The sequence below is a fragment of the Chryseobacterium nakagawai genome (assembly GCF_900637665.1).
Classification (GTDB): Bacteria; Bacteroidota; Bacteroidia; order Flavobacteriales; family Weeksellaceae; genus Chryseobacterium; species Chryseobacterium nakagawai.
On sequence record NZ_LR134386.1, the window covers coordinates 151,240 to 170,471 of the forward strand.

Here is a 19,232-nt window from a genome sequence, read left to right on the forward strand (position 1 = left end):
GTTATTACGCTAATTCAATAGGACATAGTTTTACGCTTCAATTTTTTGCTATTTATCCGGGATAATTTTCCATGATACCTATTGTGTGACTGGTTATTGTGTTTTTACCCTCTTAATTCGTCTCTTACTTCCATCAAAGCAAATCCTAAAAGGTTTTCTCCGTTCCATAATAAAGGATTTTCTGCTCTTGAATCTGTTTCCAGCATCCCGATTCCCCAAATAGTATCGTAAGGACTGGCTTCTACCAGGATTTTATCTCCTGTTGACAAAAGAAAGTCTTTATACTTTTTGTTCTGAGAAAATTTTAAAAGATTTCCCTGTTTTACAATCTCATATTTGTGTTCATCCCAAAGTTTCGAATCAAAGTTTTTAACCTTTCTTCCCAGACTTTTAACCTGGTTCGGACTTGCAGCTTTCAATATTTTTTCCAGGGTTTCAGCATCATTAAATAATCTTGCTTTACCAGCCATCATATAATGCTCTGCCGTTTTATAACCGATCCCGTCTTCTTCAAAATTTCCTGTAAACCATTGGCTAAAACATGACTTGGTGATCTCATCTTTAGCGGTATGTCCCCAGAAAAATAAAAACTTTATCTTTTGTTTCTTCTGAAATTTCTCTTTACTATTTTGTAGGGTGTATTTCATATTGTGTTATTTATACGCAAATGTAAAACAATATCATTTTATTCACCAAATTTATTTGTGTTTATTTTACGCTAATATATATAAACTACTGATTATCAGGCGGTAAAATTTATCCAAAATTTTATTACTTTGCAATACCTGACAAAATATAAATACTTTTTGTTCAATAATTTACGATTACCGGAGTTAATAAACTGCCCATAGAAAGAATTCGCTTATTATGGCATTTCTTATTTCATCTGCGTTCCCCATGAACAATCAAAATGGTCGACTCAATTTGAGCCGACCACTTAATTTTAAATATAATTTGTAGTTTTAAAACTATTTGATCTCGAAGTAGAATCCCTGTTCTTCCAGTTCTTTATATTTTTCTTGATTGAAAGTAAAGAGTTTTCCGGGCCTTCCACTTCCTTCTTTTTTAACGTTGTTGGTTTCATTAAGCAATCCATAGCTCATGATTTTTTTGCGGAAATTTCTTCGGTCTATTTCCTGTCCTACGATGGTTTTATAAAGGTTTTCAAGGTCTGAAAAAGGGAATTCTTCATTGAGAAGATTAAAGCCGATCGGTTGATATTGAATTTTGATACGAAGCCTTTTTAGAGCAATGTCAATGATACTTTTGTGATCAAAAGCAACTAAAGGAAGTTGATTGACACTGAACCACTGTGCATCATCTGCATCAGAATCTGCAAAGAGTTCATGGTAAGATGGGTTTACAAGCCCAAGATAAGCCACAGAAACAACTCTGTTTCTAGGATCACGGCCTACGTTGCCAAATGTATAAAGCTGCTCTAAAAAATCAGGCTTTATGCCAGCTTCTTCATGCAATTCTCTTTTTACAGCATCATCCAGGTTTTCATCATCCAGAACAAGCCCTCCCGGAAGTGCCCATCCTCCTTTAAAAGGTTCTATATTTCTTTTGATGAGAAGGATCTGAAGATCTTTCTTATCAAAATATCCGAAAATAACTGCATCTACAGCCACTTTGATATCCTGTAATTTTTTTGGAGACTCCATAAATTTATTTGCGTTATGAATACACAAATATACAGTTTATCGTGAGAATAAAAAACAATTCCCTATATAATAAAAGTTCATACCTTTAAGTTATCATTATAACCAACTTAAAATTAAACATTTATGAAAAATCTACTAGCAATCATTTCTCTCGCTTTCTTATGTGCAGCCTGTGAAAAAGGGAAAACAACAACCTTAGACCATTCTGATAAAAAAGATTCTGTAGCCACCACATCTGAATGGAAACCTGTGGATTCAGCAACAGCTACTAAAGCATGGATGGAATTTGCCACCCCTGGTGATATGCATAAAATGTTAGCCAAATTTGATGGAAACTGGACAGGTGCTACAAGTATGTGGATGGATGACAGTGGAAAAGCAGCCACAAGTACTTCTGAATGCACTAATAAAATGATCTTTGAAGGCCGATATCAGGTAAGTAATTACAAAGGAAATTTCATGGGAATGCCATTTGAAGGTATGAGCATTATGGGATATGATAATGCCAAGAAAAAATTTGTAAGTACGTGGATTGACAATATGGGAACAGGCTTAATGCATGCAGAGGGAGACTGGAATCCTGGTAAAAAATCAATTGATTTTAAGGGCAAAATGACAGATCCAAGCCGACCTGGAAAAGAATGTGAAGTAAGAGAAGTTTATACCATTACTGACGATAATAATCATACTTTGGAAATGTATGGACCTAATCCGAAAACAGGAAAGGAAATGAAAACTATGGAGATAAAATTCACCCGTAAAAAATAAAAAACAACCCCCGTTTCAGCTTGAAACGGGGATTGTTTTTATAATGATACTGAATAATTATTATTCATTAAGCTTCAATACAGCCATGAATGCAGACTGCGGTACTTCTACCCTTCCGATCTGTTTCATTTTCTTCTTACCTTCTTTCTGCTTTTCCAATAGTTTACGTTTTCTGGAAATATCTCCACCGTAACATTTTGCGGTAACGTCCTTTCTTAGAGCTTTAATAGTTTCTCTGGCAATAACTTTTGCTCCCAAAGCTGCCTGAACAGCAATATCAAACTGTTGTCTCGGGATCAGTTCACGAAGCTTTTCACACATCCTTTTCCCGATATAGTAAGCATTACTATCGTGGATCAGAGATGAAAGAGCATCTACCATGTCACCATTGATCAGGATATCCATTTTTACAAGCTTGGAAGCTCTGAATCCGATTGGGTGGTAATCGAAAGATGCATATCCTTTAGAGATTGATTTTAATCTGTCATAGAAATCGAAAACGACTTCTGCCAAAGGCATGTTGAAGATTAGTTCTACTCTTTCTGATGTTAAATAACTTTGATTAACGATCTCCCCTCTTTTCTCGATACATAAAGTCATTACTGCTCCAACAAAGTCAGATTTTGTAATGATAGATGCTTTAATGAAAGGTTCTTCTACTCTATCCATTGTAGAAGGATCCATCATTTCAGATGGGTTGTTGATCAGGATTGGAACTTCAGGTTCTTTTTTAGTATACCCGAAGTACGATACGTTAGGAACCGTTGTAATCACGTTCATATTGAACTCTCTATCTAAACGTTCCTGAACAATTTCCATGTGAAGCATTCCTAAGAATCCGCAACGGAAACCAAAACCAAGAGCAGCAGAACTTTCCGGTTCAAAAACCAAAGAAGCATCATTTAGTCTTAGTTTCTCCAAAGAAAATCTCAATTCTTCAAAATCCTCAGACTCAATTGGATAAATACCAGCAAATACCATTGGTTTTACTTCCTCAAATCCATCGATAGGGCCATCTGCAGGGTTCTCAAATGAAGTAATAGTATCTCCTACTTTTACTTCACGGGCATCTTTAATACCAGAAATCAAATAGCCTACATCTCCACACTGAATTGTTTTCTTTGGAACTTGTTTTAGCTTTAAAGTACCTACCTCATCAGCTCCATATTCTTTTCCTGTAGCAAAGAATTTAATTTTTTCATTTTTAGAAATACTTCCGTTTACCACTTTAAAGTAAGCTTCAATCCCTCTGAATGGGTTATAGACAGAGTCAAAAACTAATGCCTGAAGTGGTCCATCGGGATTTCCTACCGGTGCAGGAATTCTTTCAACGATCTGTTCTAATAGATTATGAACTCCCTCACCTGTCTTTCCTGAAACTCTCAATACATCTTCATATTCACATCCGATAAGATTCATGATCTCATCAGTTACTTCCTCAGGGTTAGCAGACGGAAGGTCAATTTTATTCAAAATTGGAATGATCGTTAAATCATTTTCCAATGCTAAATACAAGTTACTAATGGTTTGTGCCTGAATACTTTGGGCTGCATCTACAATTAGAAGCGCTCCTTCACAGGCAGCAATAGAACGGGAGACTTCATAAGAGAAGTCAACGTGTCCCGGTGTATCAATCAGGTTTAGAATATATTTTTCTCCTTTATATTCATAATCCATTTGGATCGCGTGAGACTTAATCGTAATCCCACGTTCCTTTTCCAAATCCATATCATCAAGCGTCTGAGACTGTAATTCTCTTTGAGTAACGGTATTCGTATACTCCAAAAGACGGTCTGCCAGGGTACTTTTACCGTGGTCGATATGAGCGATTATGCAAAAATTTCGTATGTTTTTCATTTAAGAATCTTGTAATTTGCAAAGATAAAAAAAAGCGAGAGATTATTGTCTTTCATGATCTTATTGTATCAATTTATTTAAATTTTCATCAGAATTATCATACTCTCTCTTGTCCGGAATATTTCTCTTCAACATAATAATCTCTTTATTCTTCGATAAAATATAGATTTAAAGAGATAATTAAACGGCTCTCACAAAAAAGATTTGTAAGAGCCGTCCAACATTAAAAAAATAAACTATTATGGGGTTTGTTTAGTCCCCGAAGCATTATTGTGTACATGAGGTTTTCTTTCGTTCATTTTATCTCTCATCATACCCTCAGACTGAAACAGCTTCAGAACTTTCTGGCAAGGAATCACTTCCTGCATTTTCTCTGCATATTTTTTTCTGTTATCCAAAAGCTTCTGCCCTATTTCAAAGCTTTGCTGTAATTTAGCTTTAGCTTCATCATCTGATAAAGTTTCAGGATTAAAGCCTGGATCAAATTGACTTTTTATCTGTTTCTGACTGTCAAGATACTCGTTATAAAGCTGTGTAAATTCTGCCTTATCTCCTGGATCTACATTCAGATTATCCATGATCATATTATTCCTGAATTTTTTAAGGAGTTCCTTTCTTTCTTCAGAAGAAAGATTATTGATGACTTCCTTCCTTTGTTTAGGATCCATCTTTTTCCAGTCGTAATCCGTTCTTTGAGCATTTAAGCCAAAGCTAAAACCATAAATAATTAAAAACGTCAATAGTATCTTTTTCATCTTCCTTTATTAATTATATAAATCCAAATAAACATCCTGAGTCGAATTACTTGCCAGTTCTGCAATTTCAGAATTGGAGAACGAGTCCAGATATTCATTCATTCGTGTTTCTTCTTTTTTAGTTACAGGTTTCACTATTTTTTGTGAAACAGTTTCTTTTTCGTTTCCTTCTTCACTTTTTATAGCTAAAGAAGTATTACTTTCCTGATTTACAATTGTTTGATTATTATTTTCAACAGAGGTTAAATCTCCTTTTAATGTTTCATATGCCAGCTCAGCTTCCGTTTGAGGTTCTCCTTTATGCATAGTATACGCCTCTTTTGAATTCAGTCCTTTATCTGCAGAGTCATTATTTGAATTATAGATAAAAGTTACTCCAAAGATTAAAGCCAGTGACGCTGCTGCTGCATACATCCAATTTAATTTAAAGACCGGTGCTGGTGCTTTTTGCTCCGGCTTAATATCATTCATAACCCTCTCCTGAATATTTTCAAACAAATTATCAGGGACTGTGTAAATGTTTTTACGTTCTAATTTTTCTATGTCGAACTCTTTCATCTTTGTTTTGTCAAAAATTATCTTTCGTAATTTTCCTTAATATATTCTTCTATTTTCTGTTTGGCATAATGATAATTTGTTTTCAATGTCCCTACAGACATGTCTACAATCTTAGAAATTTCTTCATAAGGTAAATCATCATAATACCGCATCATAAATACCAGTTTCTGCTTTTCCGGCAGGCTTTGTATGGCGTTTTGCAATAAAATCTGTATTTCTTCAGCATCTCCTTCCATATTATCAGCTACAAGATTCTGCATGTAATACTCCGGATCTTCATCCGTCTTCTGCATTTTCTTCAGTTTATTAACCTGCTGTAGTGCTTCGTTGGTAGCAATCCTATATAGCCATGTATACAACTGGCTATCGTTTTTAAACTGATGAAAATTCTGATAAGCTTTAATAAAAGTTTCCTGCAAAGTATCCTGGGCAAGATCTCCGTCCACAATAATCCTTCGTATGTGCCAGTACAATCTGCTTTGATAGGCATCCATCAAGGCACGAACACCTTTATCCTGTGTTCGTGGATTCTGCATCAACGAAATAATCTCCGCGTCCTTAATCTTCATAAGATGCCTTTCACTGTTTTGGATTACAAAAATAACTGAAAGTTAAATTAAATAATCAATTTTCAGTTTAAATATTAAAAATAATATGAGACAGTTACGCAAGAAACGTGCCTATATTTAAGTTTGAAGCTTCTGTATTACTCTTCCTTTCCCGACTCAGCTTAAAATCTTATATTTGTTAGATGCAAATTGTAATTATCGGTTCCGGAAATGTTGCGTATCATATGGCAAAAGCCTTCAGATTGAAAGGTATTTCCCTTGCTCAAATTTTTGGGCGGAACGAAAAAGAATTGAATAAAATTTCTGAAGAGCTGAATATTCCTTATTCTACAGAACATCTGGAAGATGCAGATCTATATATCATCTGTGTAAGTGATAATTCTGTAGAAGAAGTCTCGAAGTTGGTTATTAAAAAGGACTGCCTTGTAGCCCATACCTCTGGTTCACTTCCAAAAGAAAATCTAAGTGGAGAATACAGAAAGGCAAGTTTTTATCCGTTACAAACCTTTTCAAAATCCAAAGAACTTGACTATGACAAGATTCCGTTTTTCATTGAAGCTGAGTATGAAAAGGATACAAAAACACTCTTTGAACTGGCTTCCAGAATTTCGAAAAATGTGATGGAAAGTAATCATGAAAAAAGAAAGTACATTCACCTTACCGCAGTTTTTGCCTGTAATTTTGTGAATCATCTTTTTTCAAGGGCTAAAGAAATTTCAGATTCTCAGGAAATCCCATTCAACTATTTTTTACCCTTGATTGACGAAACGGTACAAAAGATCCATGAGATAGATCCTAAAATGGCTCAAACGGGACCTGCTGTAAGAAATGATCTTAGGGTTTTAGAATTACATGAGCAGTTATTACAAGACGAAGAAAGTCTTAGCATTTATAAGACAATGAATCATTCTATTCAAAAAATGTATGAGTTATAAAGAGAAATTAAAGGATATTAAAGCCTTTGTATTTGATGTAGATGGAGTTTTCACAGACGGGAGTGTCTATCTGATGCCGGGAGGAAATATGTGCCGGGTGATGAATGTACTGGATGGTTACGCAGTAGTTAAAGCTTTAAAAAACAATTATTTAATAGGAGTTATTACTGGTGGTAATGATGAAATGGTAAAACACAGAATCAATTACCTTGGTATTCAGGATTATTATCCGAAATCCCATAATAAAATTGAGGATTTTGAAGATTTTAAAAAGAAATATAACCTTAAGAATGAGGAGATTCTAACCATGGGAGATGATCTTCCGGATATTCATATTATGGAAAATTCTGCGATTGCAGCATGTCCTGAAAATGCAGTTCCTGAAGTAAAAGGAGTTTCTCATTATATCTCTCCTAAAAAAGGCGGAAGCGGTGCAGTACGCGATGTGATTGAACAGGTAATGAAAGTTCAGGGGAACTGGCATGATGATAACACACAATCTGTATAACCGTACTTATGAAATTACTTTTAGCATCCCAATCACCGAGAAGAAAGGAACTTCTTTCCAGCCTTGGTTTCGAATTTGAAGTGGTAAAAATTGACTGCGAGGAAATTATTCCTGAACACATTAAAATAGAAGAAGCCGCAGCTTATTTATCTGAATTAAAAGCAGAGGCTTTCAGAGGTCTAGCTCCGGGTGAAGTTTTACTTACTGCAGATACTGTGGTTGCCATTGATCAACAGATTCTAGGCAAACCAAAAGATGAAACTGACGCTCAAAATATGCTTCGAAATCTTTCGGGAAGAACACATCAGGTGTATACAGGGATTACCATCAAAACTGCTGATCAGACATTTACCGAAACGGATGTTGCTGATGTGATCCTGGACGAGATTACAGATGATGAGATACAGTATTATGTTCAAAATTATAAACCTTTTGACAAAGCCGGAAGCTATGGAATTCAGGAATGGCTGGGAATGGCAAAAATAAAAAGTCTTACAGGAAGTTTTTATACAATTATGGGGCTTCCTACCCACCTTGTGTACAAAATTTTGAAAGAGATTCCTGTGATTTAAAAATCATACCGGTTTCTGATGCTCATAAAGATGAAATAAATATTTTCGCGAGAAATATAAATATTATTCATTATAAAATTTTATTATTTTTACAAAATCATCAAACTGATGATAATAAAAAGCAGATTAGCGAGTTATATTGAATAATGAAAAAGAATATATTGTTCCTTTTAGTGATTTGCCTTGTTGCTTCCTGTGCTACCAAAACAAAGAAGCCGGAGCAGCGTTCCAAATTATTAAAAGGATTTTCCACATATTACAACACCCTGTTTAATGCCAAGGATGCCCTAAACAGTGAATTTACAGCTAGAGATAAAGGACATAAGGACAATTTTTATGCTCCTTACATTCCTATTCTTACCTTTGAGGAGCAACCTTTAGGAAGTGAGTTAGGACAATCAGCTGCTTTTGCAGAGAATTCCATGAAAATGGCAGAAGTTGCCAACAGACCCTCCGGAAGAAATTCTGGGATTCCCAATATGCCAAGTAGCCAGGGAAATGCCCCTTCTAATCCCGATGGAGGAACAGCAACTAAAGGAGCAACAACTCTTGAAATTGCTGAAGCCAAAGCGTTAAAAGCCATCAATAAATATTCTGTTACCAGAAACGGAGAGGAAAAAAACAAACAGATTTTTGATGCCTATATTATTCTTGCGCAGTCTAGAATTTATAGAAATAAACCGTTGGAAGCAATGGATGCTCTTAATTATGTCTTCACTCATATGAAGGATGATAAAAGGATTCCATTGGCTAGAATTTACCAAGGGGTAGCTTATGATAAAATCAAAGACTACCACAGAGCCCATGAAACTTTTGCCAAGTTAAAGGGTGATGGAATTAATAAAACTTATTCCAAGCTTTTAAGCATTTATTATGCTGAATCACTCTTGGATGCCGGGAAAAAGGAAGATGCTGCAAAAGAACTTGATTTGGCTTTTGAGCTGAATTCTAATAGAAAACTGAAAAGCAGAATTGCTTATTTAAGAGGCCAGGTTCTTGAAAATATGGGACAAAACGATAAAGCACGAGAAAGCTATACCGCAGCCTATAAATATTCCAGTAATTTTGAGTTTGAAGTAAAATCTCAAATTGCTATTGCGAAAACGTTCAATGGTAAAGGAGATTACAATGGAGCTAAAAACTATCTGGAAGGAATCAGTAAAAAAGGAACTTATGGTTCCAGAAAAAATGAATTTTACTATGCTTTAGGACTTATGGCCAATAAAGCCGGAAAAAAGGATGAAGCACAACAGTTTTTTAGAAAGTCTTTGTTTGAGAAGGTTTCTGATCCTCAAATTCGTGGATTGGCTTATTATGAGATCGGAAAAAGTTATCTTGAAAAGAATGACTATATCGGCGCCGGAGCTTATTATGATTCTGCTCTTGTTGTAATGACCTACGAGCCTTCAAAGATTTTACTAAAGGATCAATCTGCATATATTAAAAAGATCTCTAAGAACTATTATCTGATTAAAAAGAATGACAGCATTCTTTCTTTAGCAAAAATGGATAATACCCAACGAACAGAATTTTTCTCAAAATACATTGCCAAATTAAAGATCAAAGAGGAGAAAGAGGAACAGGAAAGAAGACGTGCAGAACGAAACAAAGGATTTGATACCGGAGATTATAATGCAAATTCTATTTTTGCCAATAACAATTCTAATTCTTTTGAGGATTTTGGGGTAACAACAAAAGGTTTTTACTTCAACAATATTGGAACTGTAACTAAAGGAACTTCTTCATTTAAACAAGTATGGGGTGAAAGAGCGCTTTCTGATAACTGGCGTTTTTCTAAGAAAATGGCTTCTATTGAGGACATGAAAAGTGAAGCGCTGGGGGTAACTACTGCTCCTAACCCAAGGCGTTTTGAGCCTGCTTATTACATTGAGCAGATTCCCACTGATCAGGGTAAACTGGCACAATTTAAAAAAGATAGAGATACGGCATCTTTAGGTCTTGGTATTATGTATCAAAATTATTTTACCAATACTCCCCTGGCCACCAAAACATTGTATGACCTGGTAGATGTAAAACCGGAAGAGAAGGTTATGCTTCAGGCATTGTATGAGATTTTTGCCATGAATTATGAGAAAACACCTCAGGCAGCCGAAAGAGCAAAACAAATTCTATTAACCGATTATCCTTATACTTCGTATGCTGAATTTGCAAGAAATCCTAAAAACATTTCGTTCGTAAAATCAACAGAAGATGTTGAAAATGAATACAAAAGAGCTTATGCCTTATATGAAGCTGAGAAATTTGGGGAAAGTAAGGAAATCATTGACCAAACAATCCAAAAGTTTCCTAAGGATGCATTAGTTCCGAAATTATACCTGCTGAATGCTTTTAATACAGGAAAAGCCAGTGGAAAAGAAGTAATGATTTTACAGCTTGAACAGATTGCCTTAAACTACCCCAAAACTCCAGAAGGAATAAGAGCTAAAGAAATGCTGAATTACCTGAAAAGTGATCTCAGCTTTCAAGCCACTGATAATAAAGGAAATTCTGTTCCCCAACAACCGGGATCCCCTACTCCACCTGTAAATAATAATATTCAGCCTATGGCCAATGAGAGCCTCAATGGAAACTCAAATGGAATACAGAAGGATCTTAAACAGCCATTGCCTTCAGCAAATATGAACAATACGCCTCAACAAAAAGCTGATAAGCCAAAATTTAGGAATAAGAGTATTCCTGATAGGCCACAAAATCAATAAAATAAAAAAGCGAAGATTTACTCTTCGCTTTTTTTATGCCACATTTATTTTTCAAATAGTATAGAATTCTAAGAACCCTTTTTCTTTACTCCATGAAAGTCTTTAAGATAAAAAGGCTCAAAATAAGCCATATCTTCAAATTCTTTCTTTTCTATTTTCTCCAATGTCTTTTTAATCAGATATTGGGCAGATGGATAAATATCTTCCCTAAAGTCTGCAGCTGGCAGTTTTAAAATATCTTTAGCTTTCTTAGCTCCATCTCCTACAAAGACTACTTTCTTATCTCTAAATTCTTGAAAGGAAGTTTCATCTAAAATCTTTGCTTCAGTTACAGATATCTCTTCCCCTGTAGAACCGTCATAAACACCTGTATAAACCTCCATTCTTCTTGCGTCGATTAATGGCACTATAAAATCATAGTTCTGCCTTAAAAACGGCTCTATCATGCTTTCAAGAGAATTGATGGCTATAAACGGAACCTTCAGCCCATAGCAAAACCCTTTTGCAGAGGCTGCTCCAATTCTTAATCCGGTATAAGACCCCGGTCCTTTTCCTAAAGAAACTGCTTCAATGTCTTTCAGTAATATTCCTGCGCCTTCCAGCGCCCATTCAACATAAGTATGAAGACTTTCAGATTGTTTATAGTTTTCAGAAACCTCTTCACATACACACAGCAGCTTTTCGTTATCTGATACGGCTACCGAACAATTTTTAGAGGATGTTTCAAGATATAGAATTTTCATTTTCTTGTTTTAAGCTAAAATGGTAACCTTGCGGAAAAGCAAAATTACTTTTAAAATTTTCTACAAATTTAGTCCTTTATTTTGAGACTATTTTCTATAGATTGTTCTGGGTTCAGCCTGAGCACTTGGATAGATACACATGTCAGCAATGGTAACGTGTTTAGGAGCATTTACACAGTATGCGATGGCATCTGCAATATCTTCAGCTTTTAATGCTTCATACCCCGTGTATACGGTTGCCGCTTTTTCGCTATCTCCTTTGAATCTTACCAGTGAGAAATCTGTTTCTACTGCTCCCGGTTGGATATTGGTTACTTTGATCCCGAATTCAGTAAGTTCTAGTCTCATTCCTTCAGAAATAACGTCCACTGCTTTTTTAGTAGCACAATACACTACTCCATTTGCATATGTCTGTCTTGCTGCCACAGAACTAATGTTTACAATATGACCTAAGTTTTTAGTTTTCATGCCTGGGATAATCATTTTAGAAACATAAAGAAGTCCTTTCACATTCCCATCGATCATAGAATCCCAGTCATCTGTCTTTCCAGATGAAATCGGATCAAGTCCATGTGCATTCCCTGCATTATTAATCAGAACATCAATATCTTTCCATTTTTCAGGAAGCGAATTGATCGCAGTTTCCACCTCATTGAGATTTCTCACATCAAACCTTAAACTAAATATTTCGGTAAATTGAGATAATTCAGTATTTAAAGATTTCAGTACTTCTTCTCTCCTTCCACAAATGATGATTCTATTTCCTTGTTTAGCCAAAAGCTCTGCAGTGGATTTACCAATCCCTGAAGTTGCTCCGGTGATTAATATTGTCTTCATACAATTGATTTTTTTTTATGTAACAATGTATCAGTGTAACAATATACCAATGTCTGATCTTTATTGTTACACTGATATGTCGATAAACTGATACATTATTTATTGTTATTTTTTTATTTGATTAATTGGCATCCAAAGCCTGGAAAGCATCGCTTATATGATTAATGATTAAGTTTTTATTCTCGTCAGGTAGAACGGAAATAATATCAAACCTCACCTCATTCTGTTTATTGAATTCTTCAAGATAATGGTTTGCCGCCTGAACAATAGATCTGATCTTTGTTTTGGTTACTGCTTCCTGGGGCAGGATGAAAAAATCGGTAGATCTTGCCTTAACTTCAACAATGATAATCAGCTCATCTTTTTCAGCAATAATATCAATCTCTGCTTTCTGAAATCTGAAGTTTCTGGCCAGGATTTTATACCCGTTTTTCTGGAGATAATCTGCAGTCATATCTTCAGCTATCTTTCCAAAGTCATTATGATCTGCCATATCTTGTATTTTTAATAGGTGAATAGGAGAGTGGTAGTCATTAAAACTCAATCTTAACCTTAGACTCAGCTTTTATTTTAACTGTTCCGCCAATCAAAAGTGGGCGATTATCTTTGATATGTCCGTTTGGAAACCCGAATACTGTAGGAAATTTATATTTTGAAATTCTTTCTGAAATCATTTTATAAGCAAATTCGTCAAAGCTTGTTTCATATTCTTTGTTCTCCTTTTCATCACCCATATTGGTCATTCCGCCTACAATAAGTCCTTTGATCTTATTGAAAACTCCAGCCAATTCAAGACTCATAATCATACGGTCCAGCGCATAGAAATTTTCTCCAATATCTTCAATGAATAAGATTTTATCTTTAAAATCGAAAGAATATTTGGTTCCCAGAAGGGCATATATTAGGGCTAAATTCCCTCCAACCAATTCTCCTTCAATATTACCTTTCTTATTTAATGGATGTGATTTTAGGGTATATTTAGGTCTTTTACCTTTTAAGATATCAAAGATCAGGTCGTAGCTTTCATCAGTAACCCCGAAACTTGAAGTTTTAATGGTTTGTCCATGGATGGAAGCAAAACCTTTTTTCAATAGATAGCTTTGTATGACGGTATTATCAGAATAACCAATATACCATTTTGGATTTTCAGTGAAATTTTTCAATTTTAAATGCTGAATCAGGTGTTGGCATCCATAACCACCTCTGGAAGCCCAGATTGCACCAATCTCTCTATCATTTAAAGCCCAGTTGATATCTTTTATTCTTTCCTTTTCTGTTCCTGCGTAATTGTATCCGTTGGAAAATTTGGAGTAAAGATGTTCACCCAAAACAGGTTCAAATCCTTTACTTTTAATCAACTCTATTCCCTTTTCAAGTTGGGAAGCTTCTACGGCTCCGGCAGGAGAAATAACAGCTATTTTAGCTCCTTTTTTAAGATCTTTTGGAAAGATAATTTTTTTCATTTCGTTTTTTGATATTTAACTTCTTTTTTCTCGGCTTCTTCTAGCTGTCTGTCAAACTGATTAAACTTTTTAAAGCTCTGTAGGAAGATAAAGAAACTGAAAATAATAAGAATCACTCCTACAACTCTTCTGATTCTATTGGCCAGCTTTTGGGTAAGTTTATCGTGAAACTGCTTAGCCAAAAATATCTTGGCAAGGTCAATCCCTAGATAAGTTCCTATTACAATGCTTATGTATAAAATAAAACTGCTGGTGTCCGGATATTGATTTCTTACGGAAATCACCGTTACCAGCCAGAAAAGGATGACTCCAACATTTAAAAGATTAAAGAAAAAACCATTGAAAAAGGTCTTAATATAGTTTTGACCAATAATCTTCTCTTCGCCTGGCATGTGCATTTTAGTCTTCGTCACCAACATAACAATTCCATAAATAAAAATAAGAATGGAAGTGATCCTGTAGAAACCAGGATGTTTATCAATTAGAGTAACAATATCTGCACTGGCATAATAAGCGGCTACAATACATAATAAATCTGCAGTGATAACACCAAGATCCAATGATAAGGCATGCTTTGGGCCTCTTGAGAAACTGGTTTCTATTAACAGGAAGAATATAGGTCCTATAAAAACCAGACTCAACATGAATCCTAAAATGATGGCAGATAGTACAAGTTCAAGCATTTAATAAATTTTAAAATGAAAATAAATTCATTCCGTTTTATACAAAGTTATACTTTATGATTTAATTATTCAATAAAGATGTTATATATCAACTTTTATTTTCGTCTCAAATTGGGATATTTTTTGGGGAAAGGGAGCTTGAAATTAAGAGAGGGAAGTACTTAAAGGAAAATGAAAAAAAGGAAGAGATTTTACCCACTAAGGGGCATAAATAATAAAGAGGCTATTCCTGTTTCGGAACAACCTCTTATTATATTTTGACACTTGATTTTACTAAACAATCTTAAAGTCCAATTGCTTTTGAATCAGATTAGCTTTTACTACTTTAATCTGAACCTGATCTCCCAACTGGTATTTATTTCCATGTCTGATTCCATATACTGCATGCGTTTTGGCATCGTACATATAAGAATCATCTACAAGATCTCTCAGCTTAATCAGACCTTCGGCTCCGTTTTCAGGGATTTCTACCCAGAATCCGAATTCTGCCACTCCCGAAATCACTCCTGTAAATGTTTCACCAAGGTGTTTTTCCATGAATTTCACCTGCATATATTTAATAGAATCTCTTTCCGCATCTGCTGCCAATCTTTCCATTGAACTACAGTGCTTAGATTTTTCTTCCAGTTCTTGTTTGCTTGGAGATTTTCCTCCATCCAGATAATGCTGAAGAAGACGGTGAGCGATCAAATCCGGATAACGACGAATAGGAGAGGTGAAGTGGGTATAATATGCAAACCCAAGCCCGTAGTGGCCAATAGGTTCCGTAGAATATACCGCCTTACTCATACTTCTCATCGCCAGTGTTTCAATCATATTTTCTTCTCCTTTTCCTTTTACATCATGAAGAAGTTTATTCAAAGATTCTGCAACCTTTTTGGTATTCGCCAGATCCATTTTATATCCGAAGGTAGAAACAAAGTCTCTTAATGCTTCCAGTTTAGCAGGATCCGGATCGTCGTGAACCCTGTAGATGAATGTATTATTAGTGATTTCTCCTTTTCTTGTTAAGGAAATAAATTCAGATACTTTTTTGTTGGCTAAAAGCATGAATTCCTCGATCAGGTGATTAGAATCTTTACTAATTTTAAAGTAAACTCCGATGGGCTGATTATTTTCGTCCAGATTGAATCTTACTTCACTTCTGTCAAATGTAATAGCTCCTTTTCTGATACGATCATTACGCATGATCTTAGCTAATCTGTCAAGAACATTGATCTCTTCAGCCAAATCTCCCTGACCCGTTTCAATACGTTCCTGAGCTTCTTCATAAGTAAATCTTCTGTCTGAATGAATTACTGTTCTTCCAAACCATTGTTTTTGGATTTCAGCCTGATCATTCAGTTCAAAAACTGCTGAGAAGGTATATTTATCTTCGTGGGGGCGAAGGGAACATACATCATTACTCAATACTTCTGGTAACATGGGTACAACTCTATCTACCAAATAAACCGAAGTGGCCCTCTGATAAGCTTCGTCATCCAGAATTGTTCCCGGAATTACATAGTGAGATACATCAGCAATGTGAACTCCGATTTCCCAGTTTCCGTTTTCTAGTTTTCTTATAGATAAAGCATCATCAAAGTCTTTCGCATCCTTAGGATCAATCGTAAATGTACAAATGTTACGCATATCCCAACGTTTTGCTACTTCTTCATCAGTAATACTTCTATCAATTTTATCGGCATCTAATTCTACTTCCTGTGGAAACTCATAAGGCAGACCATATTCAGCAAGGATAGAGTGGATCTCGGTTTCATGTTCTCCCGGAGCACCCAGTACCTGTGTGATTTCTCCTTCAGGATTTTTATCTCCAGGTCTCCATTCCGTCATCTTTACGATCACTTTGTCACCGTCCTCTGCATTATTGAATTTTGCCTTTGGAATAAAGATGTCTGTATTGATTGATTTTTTATCACAAACTACAAATCCAAAATCTTTGTGTGCCACCTTTTGAAAAGTCCCCACAAACTCTGTTCTGTTTCTTTCCAAAACCTCCAAAACAGACCCTTCTAATTTCTTTCCTTTATAATGATAAGTTATAATAAGAACCTTATCTCCCTGCAGCGCATCCTTTACATTTTTAGAGTGAACGAAGACATCATCTTCTAATCCTTCTACATTTACGTAAGCATTTCCGCTTTGGTTAAAATCAATAATTCCAGTTAATGTTCCTGCTATTTTTAGGTTTACAATGTACTTTCCTTTTTCTACTTCTTTAATCTTTTCAGATCCCTGAAGTTTATGCAGTGCCTGAATTACAAGTTCCCTTTGTCTAGGATTTTTGTATTCTATTCCATCAGCGATCTGCTTATAATTATAAATTTTTGATGCATTTGCATTCATGAAACGAAGGATCAATCGTCCGATTTCCATCAGTTTCAAATCATTTTTATGACTTATATATTTTCCTTTTTTTGGCATTTTAATTTTTTTTAATTGTTATATTCCGACTCTGGAATCTCTATAATTTTTGAATTCTTACATCTAAAATAAAAATTCTTTTTATTAAGAGAAATGGCAACCTTATTATCTTCAACATATACAAAAAGATCCATTTTATCACTGTCCGGAATTATTTTATCATTAGAATCTGGTATTCCTGCAAATTTTCCTTTTGCATTATAAACCGTTCCATATTTCGTTTCTAGTTTAGGTACTCCTTTGAGACCTTTTATATTTTCTATACTTTCATAATCAAAAATACGAGGTCTTCCTATTGGAAGTATCATTTTATCAGGAAAAAGATTGGCAAATTTCTTAAAGTTTCTCTCATCCCAGAATGATTGAAATATCAATTGCTGTACCATATTCCCTGCAGAATTATCAGATCTGTCCATCCCACAACCCGCTTCAAATTTTCTATACATCGAAAGATAAAGCACTTTATTTTTTAGATCCTTTCCCTCTATTTTTTTGAAAATAAAATCTGCTAATGCATGATAATTAATATGCTTATTATTAGCTAAAAAATCACTCTTTATTTTTTGCAACTCTTCATCAGTAAAACTTTTTGGAGTAGGAATAGTCTTACAGCCTTTGCTTTCCGCATCCCCGGGTATCGTAGGGCAGTCATCATCTTTATCTAAAATTCCATCACCATCTGTATCCGGCCATGGGCATCCATTATTTTCCGTGGGTCCCGCTACAGTAGGACAGGCATCATCCTTATCCAAAACTTCATCACCGTCTGTATCTGGCCAAGGACATCCATTGTTTAGTTCTGGTCCTGATATTTCAGGGCAATGATCAATATAGAATGGAACATTGTCTTTATCCTTATCAGAAAGGCAGATTTTTTTACTGAATTCTTTTTTGCATTTCTTCAAATCAGCACCATCTTTTATTTCCTGAGCATGGAAACAACTGACCATAAAAAATAATATTGCAGATCCTTTTATTTTCATCAAACCTTAATGTTTATTTTTCTAATATCTACTTTATAACGGAAGCTTTAGTTTTGTATAAATTTAATACAAATCTGAAGAAGAAAAGAGAAAAACCTTCTATAAAATATCTTTTAAAATATTACAAAGGTTCAGGAGAAGTATAGAATGTAATTTCTATTGAACACTGCAAATGTACAAATAAAAAATAAATAAGGCCTGCAATCAAATTACAGGCCTTAGTATATTTAGCAAACAGCAATCTTATCAACTCTGTTCTGGTGTCTTCCCCCTTCGAAGTCTGTAGAAAGAAATTTGTCAACAATATCAATCGCCACTTCTTTTGATATAAACCTTGCTGGCATAGAAATCATATTCGCATCATTATGCTGTCTTGCCAGTGTCGCAATCTCCGGCATCCAGCAAAGTGCACATCTGATCTTCTGATGTTTGTTCGCAGTGATCTGAACCCCGTTTCCGCTTCCACAGATCAAAATTCCCAGCTCATTTTCTCCGTTTTCCACAGAGGTTGCCGCAGGGTGAACAAAGTCCGGATAATCCACACTGTTTGTGGAAAACGTTCCAAAATCCTGAACTTCAAATTGTTCTGAAAGATAGTTCTTAACAATCTCCTTATATTCATAGCCTGCATGGTCCGCTGCGATAGCAATTTTTCTTTTCATAATACTCTTATTAAGCTTTTTTAGATTTTATTTCCTTACAAAGGTAATAATAATAACAATTCGTGTTAGTAAACCGTGAGTTAATTGTGAAAAGGTATGTTAATAAGTGTGGAAAACTTTTTTCAACTTTCTATTTTTAAAGATAAATTTATTTCGTAATAGAAAATCTCTTCTAAAGTTTTCCCCACAACTTTCCAGATCTTTTCTCCAGCTATCCCCAGGCTTTTCCATAATAAAATAACTAATAATGCTTTATTAGGAAAGTTATCAACAATTGTGAATAAGTGTCTGAATATACAGGTTTACAGAGATTTATGTTGTGAGTTATTTATGAATTATGTACCAGTTGAGTATTATCAACTTTATACTTAAAACTTATCCCCGTTACTAACAATACATAACAACAACAGCTTTATTTTTTTTTAAAAGAGATAAAGAATTGTTGATTAGTGAGTGATTGGCTTCGGGGAAAGTTTTTGAAAACTTTTATTTCGATCAATCTGTTGAAAAAGTTTAAAACCTTACATTTGT

At 34.9% G+C, this 19,232-nt stretch carries 18 protein-coding genes and 1 pseudogene; 5 read left to right on the forward strand and 14 right to left on the reverse strand.

What is annotated here, in order from left to right; translation table 11 throughout:
* Window positions 1-104: 104 nt before the first annotated feature.
* Both EL260_RS00685 and EL260_RS00690 read right to left on the reverse strand, forming a co-directional pair.
* Window positions 105-647 carry an NADAR family protein gene (locus EL260_RS00685; RefSeq protein WP_123858384.1) on the reverse strand — a complete coding sequence of 181 codons (543 nt, stop codon included), beginning with the start codon at window positions 645-647 and terminating at the stop codon, window positions 105-107.
* A gap of 321 nt (window positions 648-968) precedes the next feature.
* Window positions 969-1,664: an NUDIX hydrolase gene (locus tag EL260_RS00690; protein WP_123858385.1), complete on the reverse strand. Its 696-nt coding sequence runs from the start codon at window positions 1,662-1,664 to the stop codon at window positions 969-971.
* Between the two features lie 123 nt (window positions 1,665-1,787).
* Between EL260_RS00690 and EL260_RS00695 the strand changes: the two genes are divergently transcribed.
* Window positions 1,788-2,432: a DUF1579 domain-containing protein gene (locus EL260_RS00695; protein WP_123858386.1), complete on the forward strand. Its 645-nt coding sequence runs from the start codon at window positions 1,788-1,790 to the stop codon at window positions 2,430-2,432.
* Window positions 2,433-2,492: 60 nt separating this feature from the next.
* Here EL260_RS00695 and lepA read toward each other — a convergent pair whose 3' ends face one another.
* From lepA to EL260_RS00715, 4 genes are all read right to left on the reverse strand, one after another.
* Window positions 2,493-4,289 carry a translation elongation factor 4 gene (gene lepA / locus EL260_RS00700; protein WP_123858387.1) on the reverse strand — a complete coding sequence of 599 codons (1,797 nt, stop codon included), beginning with the start codon at window positions 4,287-4,289 and terminating at the stop codon, window positions 2,493-2,495.
* A gap of 239 nt (window positions 4,290-4,528) precedes the next feature.
* Window positions 4,529-5,044, reverse strand: a complete 516-nt coding sequence (locus EL260_RS00705) for a hypothetical protein (protein WP_123858388.1) — start codon at window positions 5,042-5,044, stop codon at window positions 4,529-4,531.
* Window positions 5,045-5,053: 9 nt separating this feature from the next.
* Window positions 5,054-5,602, reverse strand: a complete 549-nt coding sequence (locus EL260_RS00710) for a hypothetical protein (protein WP_123858389.1) — start codon at window positions 5,600-5,602, stop codon at window positions 5,054-5,056.
* A gap of 17 nt (window positions 5,603-5,619) precedes the next feature.
* Entirely contained in the window at window positions 5,620-6,171 is a 552-nt protein-coding gene (locus EL260_RS00715) for an RNA polymerase sigma factor (protein WP_123858390.1), read from the reverse strand.
* A 182-nt stretch (window positions 6,172-6,353) separates the two neighbouring features.
* On the opposite strand from EL260_RS00715, the gene EL260_RS00720 reads away from it, so the two are divergent.
* The 4 genes from EL260_RS00720 to porW all read left to right on the forward strand — a co-directional run bounded on the left by EL260_RS00720 (window position 6,354) and on the right by porW (window position 10,906).
* The gene (locus EL260_RS00720) at window positions 6,354-7,106 is read left to right on the forward strand and encodes a Rossmann-like and DUF2520 domain-containing protein (protein ID WP_123858391.1); all 753 of its coding nucleotides are present in this window, start codon (window positions 6,354-6,356) and stop codon (window positions 7,104-7,106) included.
* Window positions 7,096-7,614 carry a KdsC family phosphatase gene (locus EL260_RS00725; protein WP_123858392.1) on the forward strand — a complete coding sequence of 173 codons (519 nt, stop codon included), beginning with the start codon at window positions 7,096-7,098 and terminating at the stop codon, window positions 7,612-7,614. Before EL260_RS00720 ends, EL260_RS00725 begins: the two co-directional genes overlap by 11 nt.
* 8 nt (window positions 7,615-7,622) lie before the next feature.
* Window positions 7,623-8,186 carry a Maf family protein gene (locus EL260_RS00730; RefSeq protein WP_123858393.1) on the forward strand — a complete coding sequence of 188 codons (564 nt, stop codon included), beginning with the start codon at window positions 7,623-7,625 and terminating at the stop codon, window positions 8,184-8,186.
* Window positions 8,187-8,332: 146 nt separating this feature from the next.
* Window positions 8,333-10,906, forward strand: a complete 2,574-nt coding sequence (porW, locus tag EL260_RS00735; RefSeq protein ID WP_228445252.1) for a type IX secretion system periplasmic lipoprotein PorW/SprE — start codon at window positions 8,333-8,335, stop codon at window positions 10,904-10,906.
* A 68-nt stretch (window positions 10,907-10,974) separates the two neighbouring features.
* Here the strand turns inward: porW and tsaB are convergent, their stop codons facing one another.
* The 8 genes and pseudogenes from tsaB to rpiB all read right to left on the reverse strand — a co-directional run bounded on the left by tsaB (window position 10,975) and on the right by rpiB (window position 18,701).
* Window positions 10,975-11,649 carry a tRNA (adenosine(37)-N6)-threonylcarbamoyltransferase complex dimerization subunit type 1 TsaB gene (tsaB, locus tag EL260_RS00740; RefSeq protein ID WP_123858394.1) on the reverse strand — a complete coding sequence of 225 codons (675 nt, stop codon included), beginning with the start codon at window positions 11,647-11,649 and terminating at the stop codon, window positions 10,975-10,977.
* 87 nt (window positions 11,650-11,736) lie between these two features.
* A complete protein-coding gene (locus EL260_RS00745) occupies window positions 11,737-12,486 on the reverse strand; it encodes an SDR family NAD(P)-dependent oxidoreductase (RefSeq protein WP_123858395.1) in 750 nt (249 codons plus the stop codon).
* Between the two features lie 121 nt (window positions 12,487-12,607).
* Entirely contained in the window at window positions 12,608-12,979 is a 372-nt protein-coding gene (locus EL260_RS00750) for a YraN family protein (RefSeq protein ID WP_123858396.1), read from the reverse strand.
* 40 nt (window positions 12,980-13,019) lie between these two features.
* The gene (locus EL260_RS00755) at window positions 13,020-13,949 is read right to left on the reverse strand and encodes a S66 peptidase family protein (RefSeq protein WP_123858397.1); all 930 of its coding nucleotides are present in this window, start codon (window positions 13,947-13,949) and stop codon (window positions 13,020-13,022) included.
* Entirely contained in the window at window positions 13,946-14,632 is a 687-nt protein-coding gene (locus tag EL260_RS00760; protein ID WP_123858398.1) for a LysE family translocator, read from the reverse strand. Before EL260_RS00760 ends, EL260_RS00755 begins: the two co-directional genes overlap by 4 nt.
* Window positions 14,633-14,905: 273 nt before the next feature.
* Window positions 14,906-17,056 carry a ribonuclease R gene (gene rnr, locus EL260_RS00765; protein ID WP_123858399.1) on the reverse strand — a complete coding sequence of 717 codons (2,151 nt, stop codon included), beginning with the start codon at window positions 17,054-17,056 and terminating at the stop codon, window positions 14,906-14,908.
* A gap of 530 nt (window positions 17,057-17,586) precedes the next feature.
* Window positions 17,587-17,916: pseudogene (locus EL260_RS00770) on the reverse strand (thrombospondin type 3 repeat-containing protein); the annotation flags it as partial.
* 350 nt (window positions 17,917-18,266) lie between these two features.
* Window positions 18,267-18,701: a ribose 5-phosphate isomerase B gene (rpiB, locus tag EL260_RS00775; RefSeq protein WP_123858400.1), complete on the reverse strand. Its 435-nt coding sequence runs from the start codon at window positions 18,699-18,701 to the stop codon at window positions 18,267-18,269.
* Window positions 18,702-19,232: the final 531 nt, after the last annotated feature.

Excerpts from the sequence above, each read along its gene's own strand:
- EL260_RS00685 (WP_123858384.1), bottom strand. The coding sequence starts at position 647 with ATGAAATACACCCTACAAAATAGTAAAGAGAAATTTCAGAAGAAACAA.
- EL260_RS00690 (WP_123858385.1), bottom strand. The coding sequence starts at position 1,664 with ATGGAGTCTCCAAAAAAATTACAGGATATCAAAGTGGCTGTAGATGCA.
- EL260_RS00695 (WP_123858386.1), top strand. The coding sequence starts at position 1,788 with ATGAAAAATCTACTAGCAATCATTTCTCTCGCTTTCTTATGTGCAGCC.
- lepA (WP_123858387.1), bottom strand. The coding sequence starts at position 4,289 with ATGAAAAACATACGAAATTTTTGCATAATCGCTCATATCGACCACGGT.
- EL260_RS00705 (WP_123858388.1), bottom strand. The coding sequence starts at position 5,044 with ATGAAAAAGATACTATTGACGTTTTTAATTATTTATGGTTTTAGCTTT.
- EL260_RS00710 (WP_123858389.1), bottom strand. The coding sequence starts at position 5,602 with ATGAAAGAGTTCGACATAGAAAAATTAGAACGTAAAAACATTTACACA.
- EL260_RS00715 (WP_123858390.1), bottom strand. The coding sequence starts at position 6,171 with ATGAAGATTAAGGACGCGGAGATTATTTCGTTGATGCAGAATCCACGA.
- EL260_RS00720 (WP_123858391.1), top strand. The coding sequence starts at position 6,354 with ATGCAAATTGTAATTATCGGTTCCGGAAATGTTGCGTATCATATGGCA.
- EL260_RS00725 (WP_123858392.1), top strand. The coding sequence starts at position 7,096 with ATGAGTTATAAAGAGAAATTAAAGGATATTAAAGCCTTTGTATTTGAT.
- EL260_RS00730 (WP_123858393.1), top strand. The coding sequence starts at position 7,623 with ATGAAATTACTTTTAGCATCCCAATCACCGAGAAGAAAGGAACTTCTT.
- porW (WP_228445252.1), top strand. The coding sequence starts at position 8,333 with ATGAAAAAGAATATATTGTTCCTTTTAGTGATTTGCCTTGTTGCTTCC.
- tsaB (WP_123858394.1), bottom strand. The coding sequence starts at position 11,649 with ATGAAAATTCTATATCTTGAAACATCCTCTAAAAATTGTTCGGTAGCC.
- EL260_RS00745 (WP_123858395.1), bottom strand. The coding sequence starts at position 12,486 with ATGAAGACAATATTAATCACCGGAGCAACTTCAGGGATTGGTAAATCC.
- EL260_RS00750 (WP_123858396.1), bottom strand. The coding sequence starts at position 12,979 with ATGGCAGATCATAATGACTTTGGAAAGATAGCTGAAGATATGACTGCA.
- EL260_RS00755 (WP_123858397.1), bottom strand. The coding sequence starts at position 13,949 with ATGAAAAAAATTATCTTTCCAAAAGATCTTAAAAAAGGAGCTAAAATA.
- EL260_RS00760 (WP_123858398.1), bottom strand. The coding sequence starts at position 14,632 with ATGCTTGAACTTGTACTATCTGCCATCATTTTAGGATTCATGTTGAGT.
- rnr (WP_123858399.1), bottom strand. The coding sequence starts at position 17,056 with ATGCCAAAAAAAGGAAAATATATAAGTCATAAAAATGATTTGAAACTG.
- rpiB (WP_123858400.1), bottom strand. The coding sequence starts at position 18,701 with ATGAAAAGAAAAATTGCTATCGCAGCGGACCATGCAGGCTATGAATAT.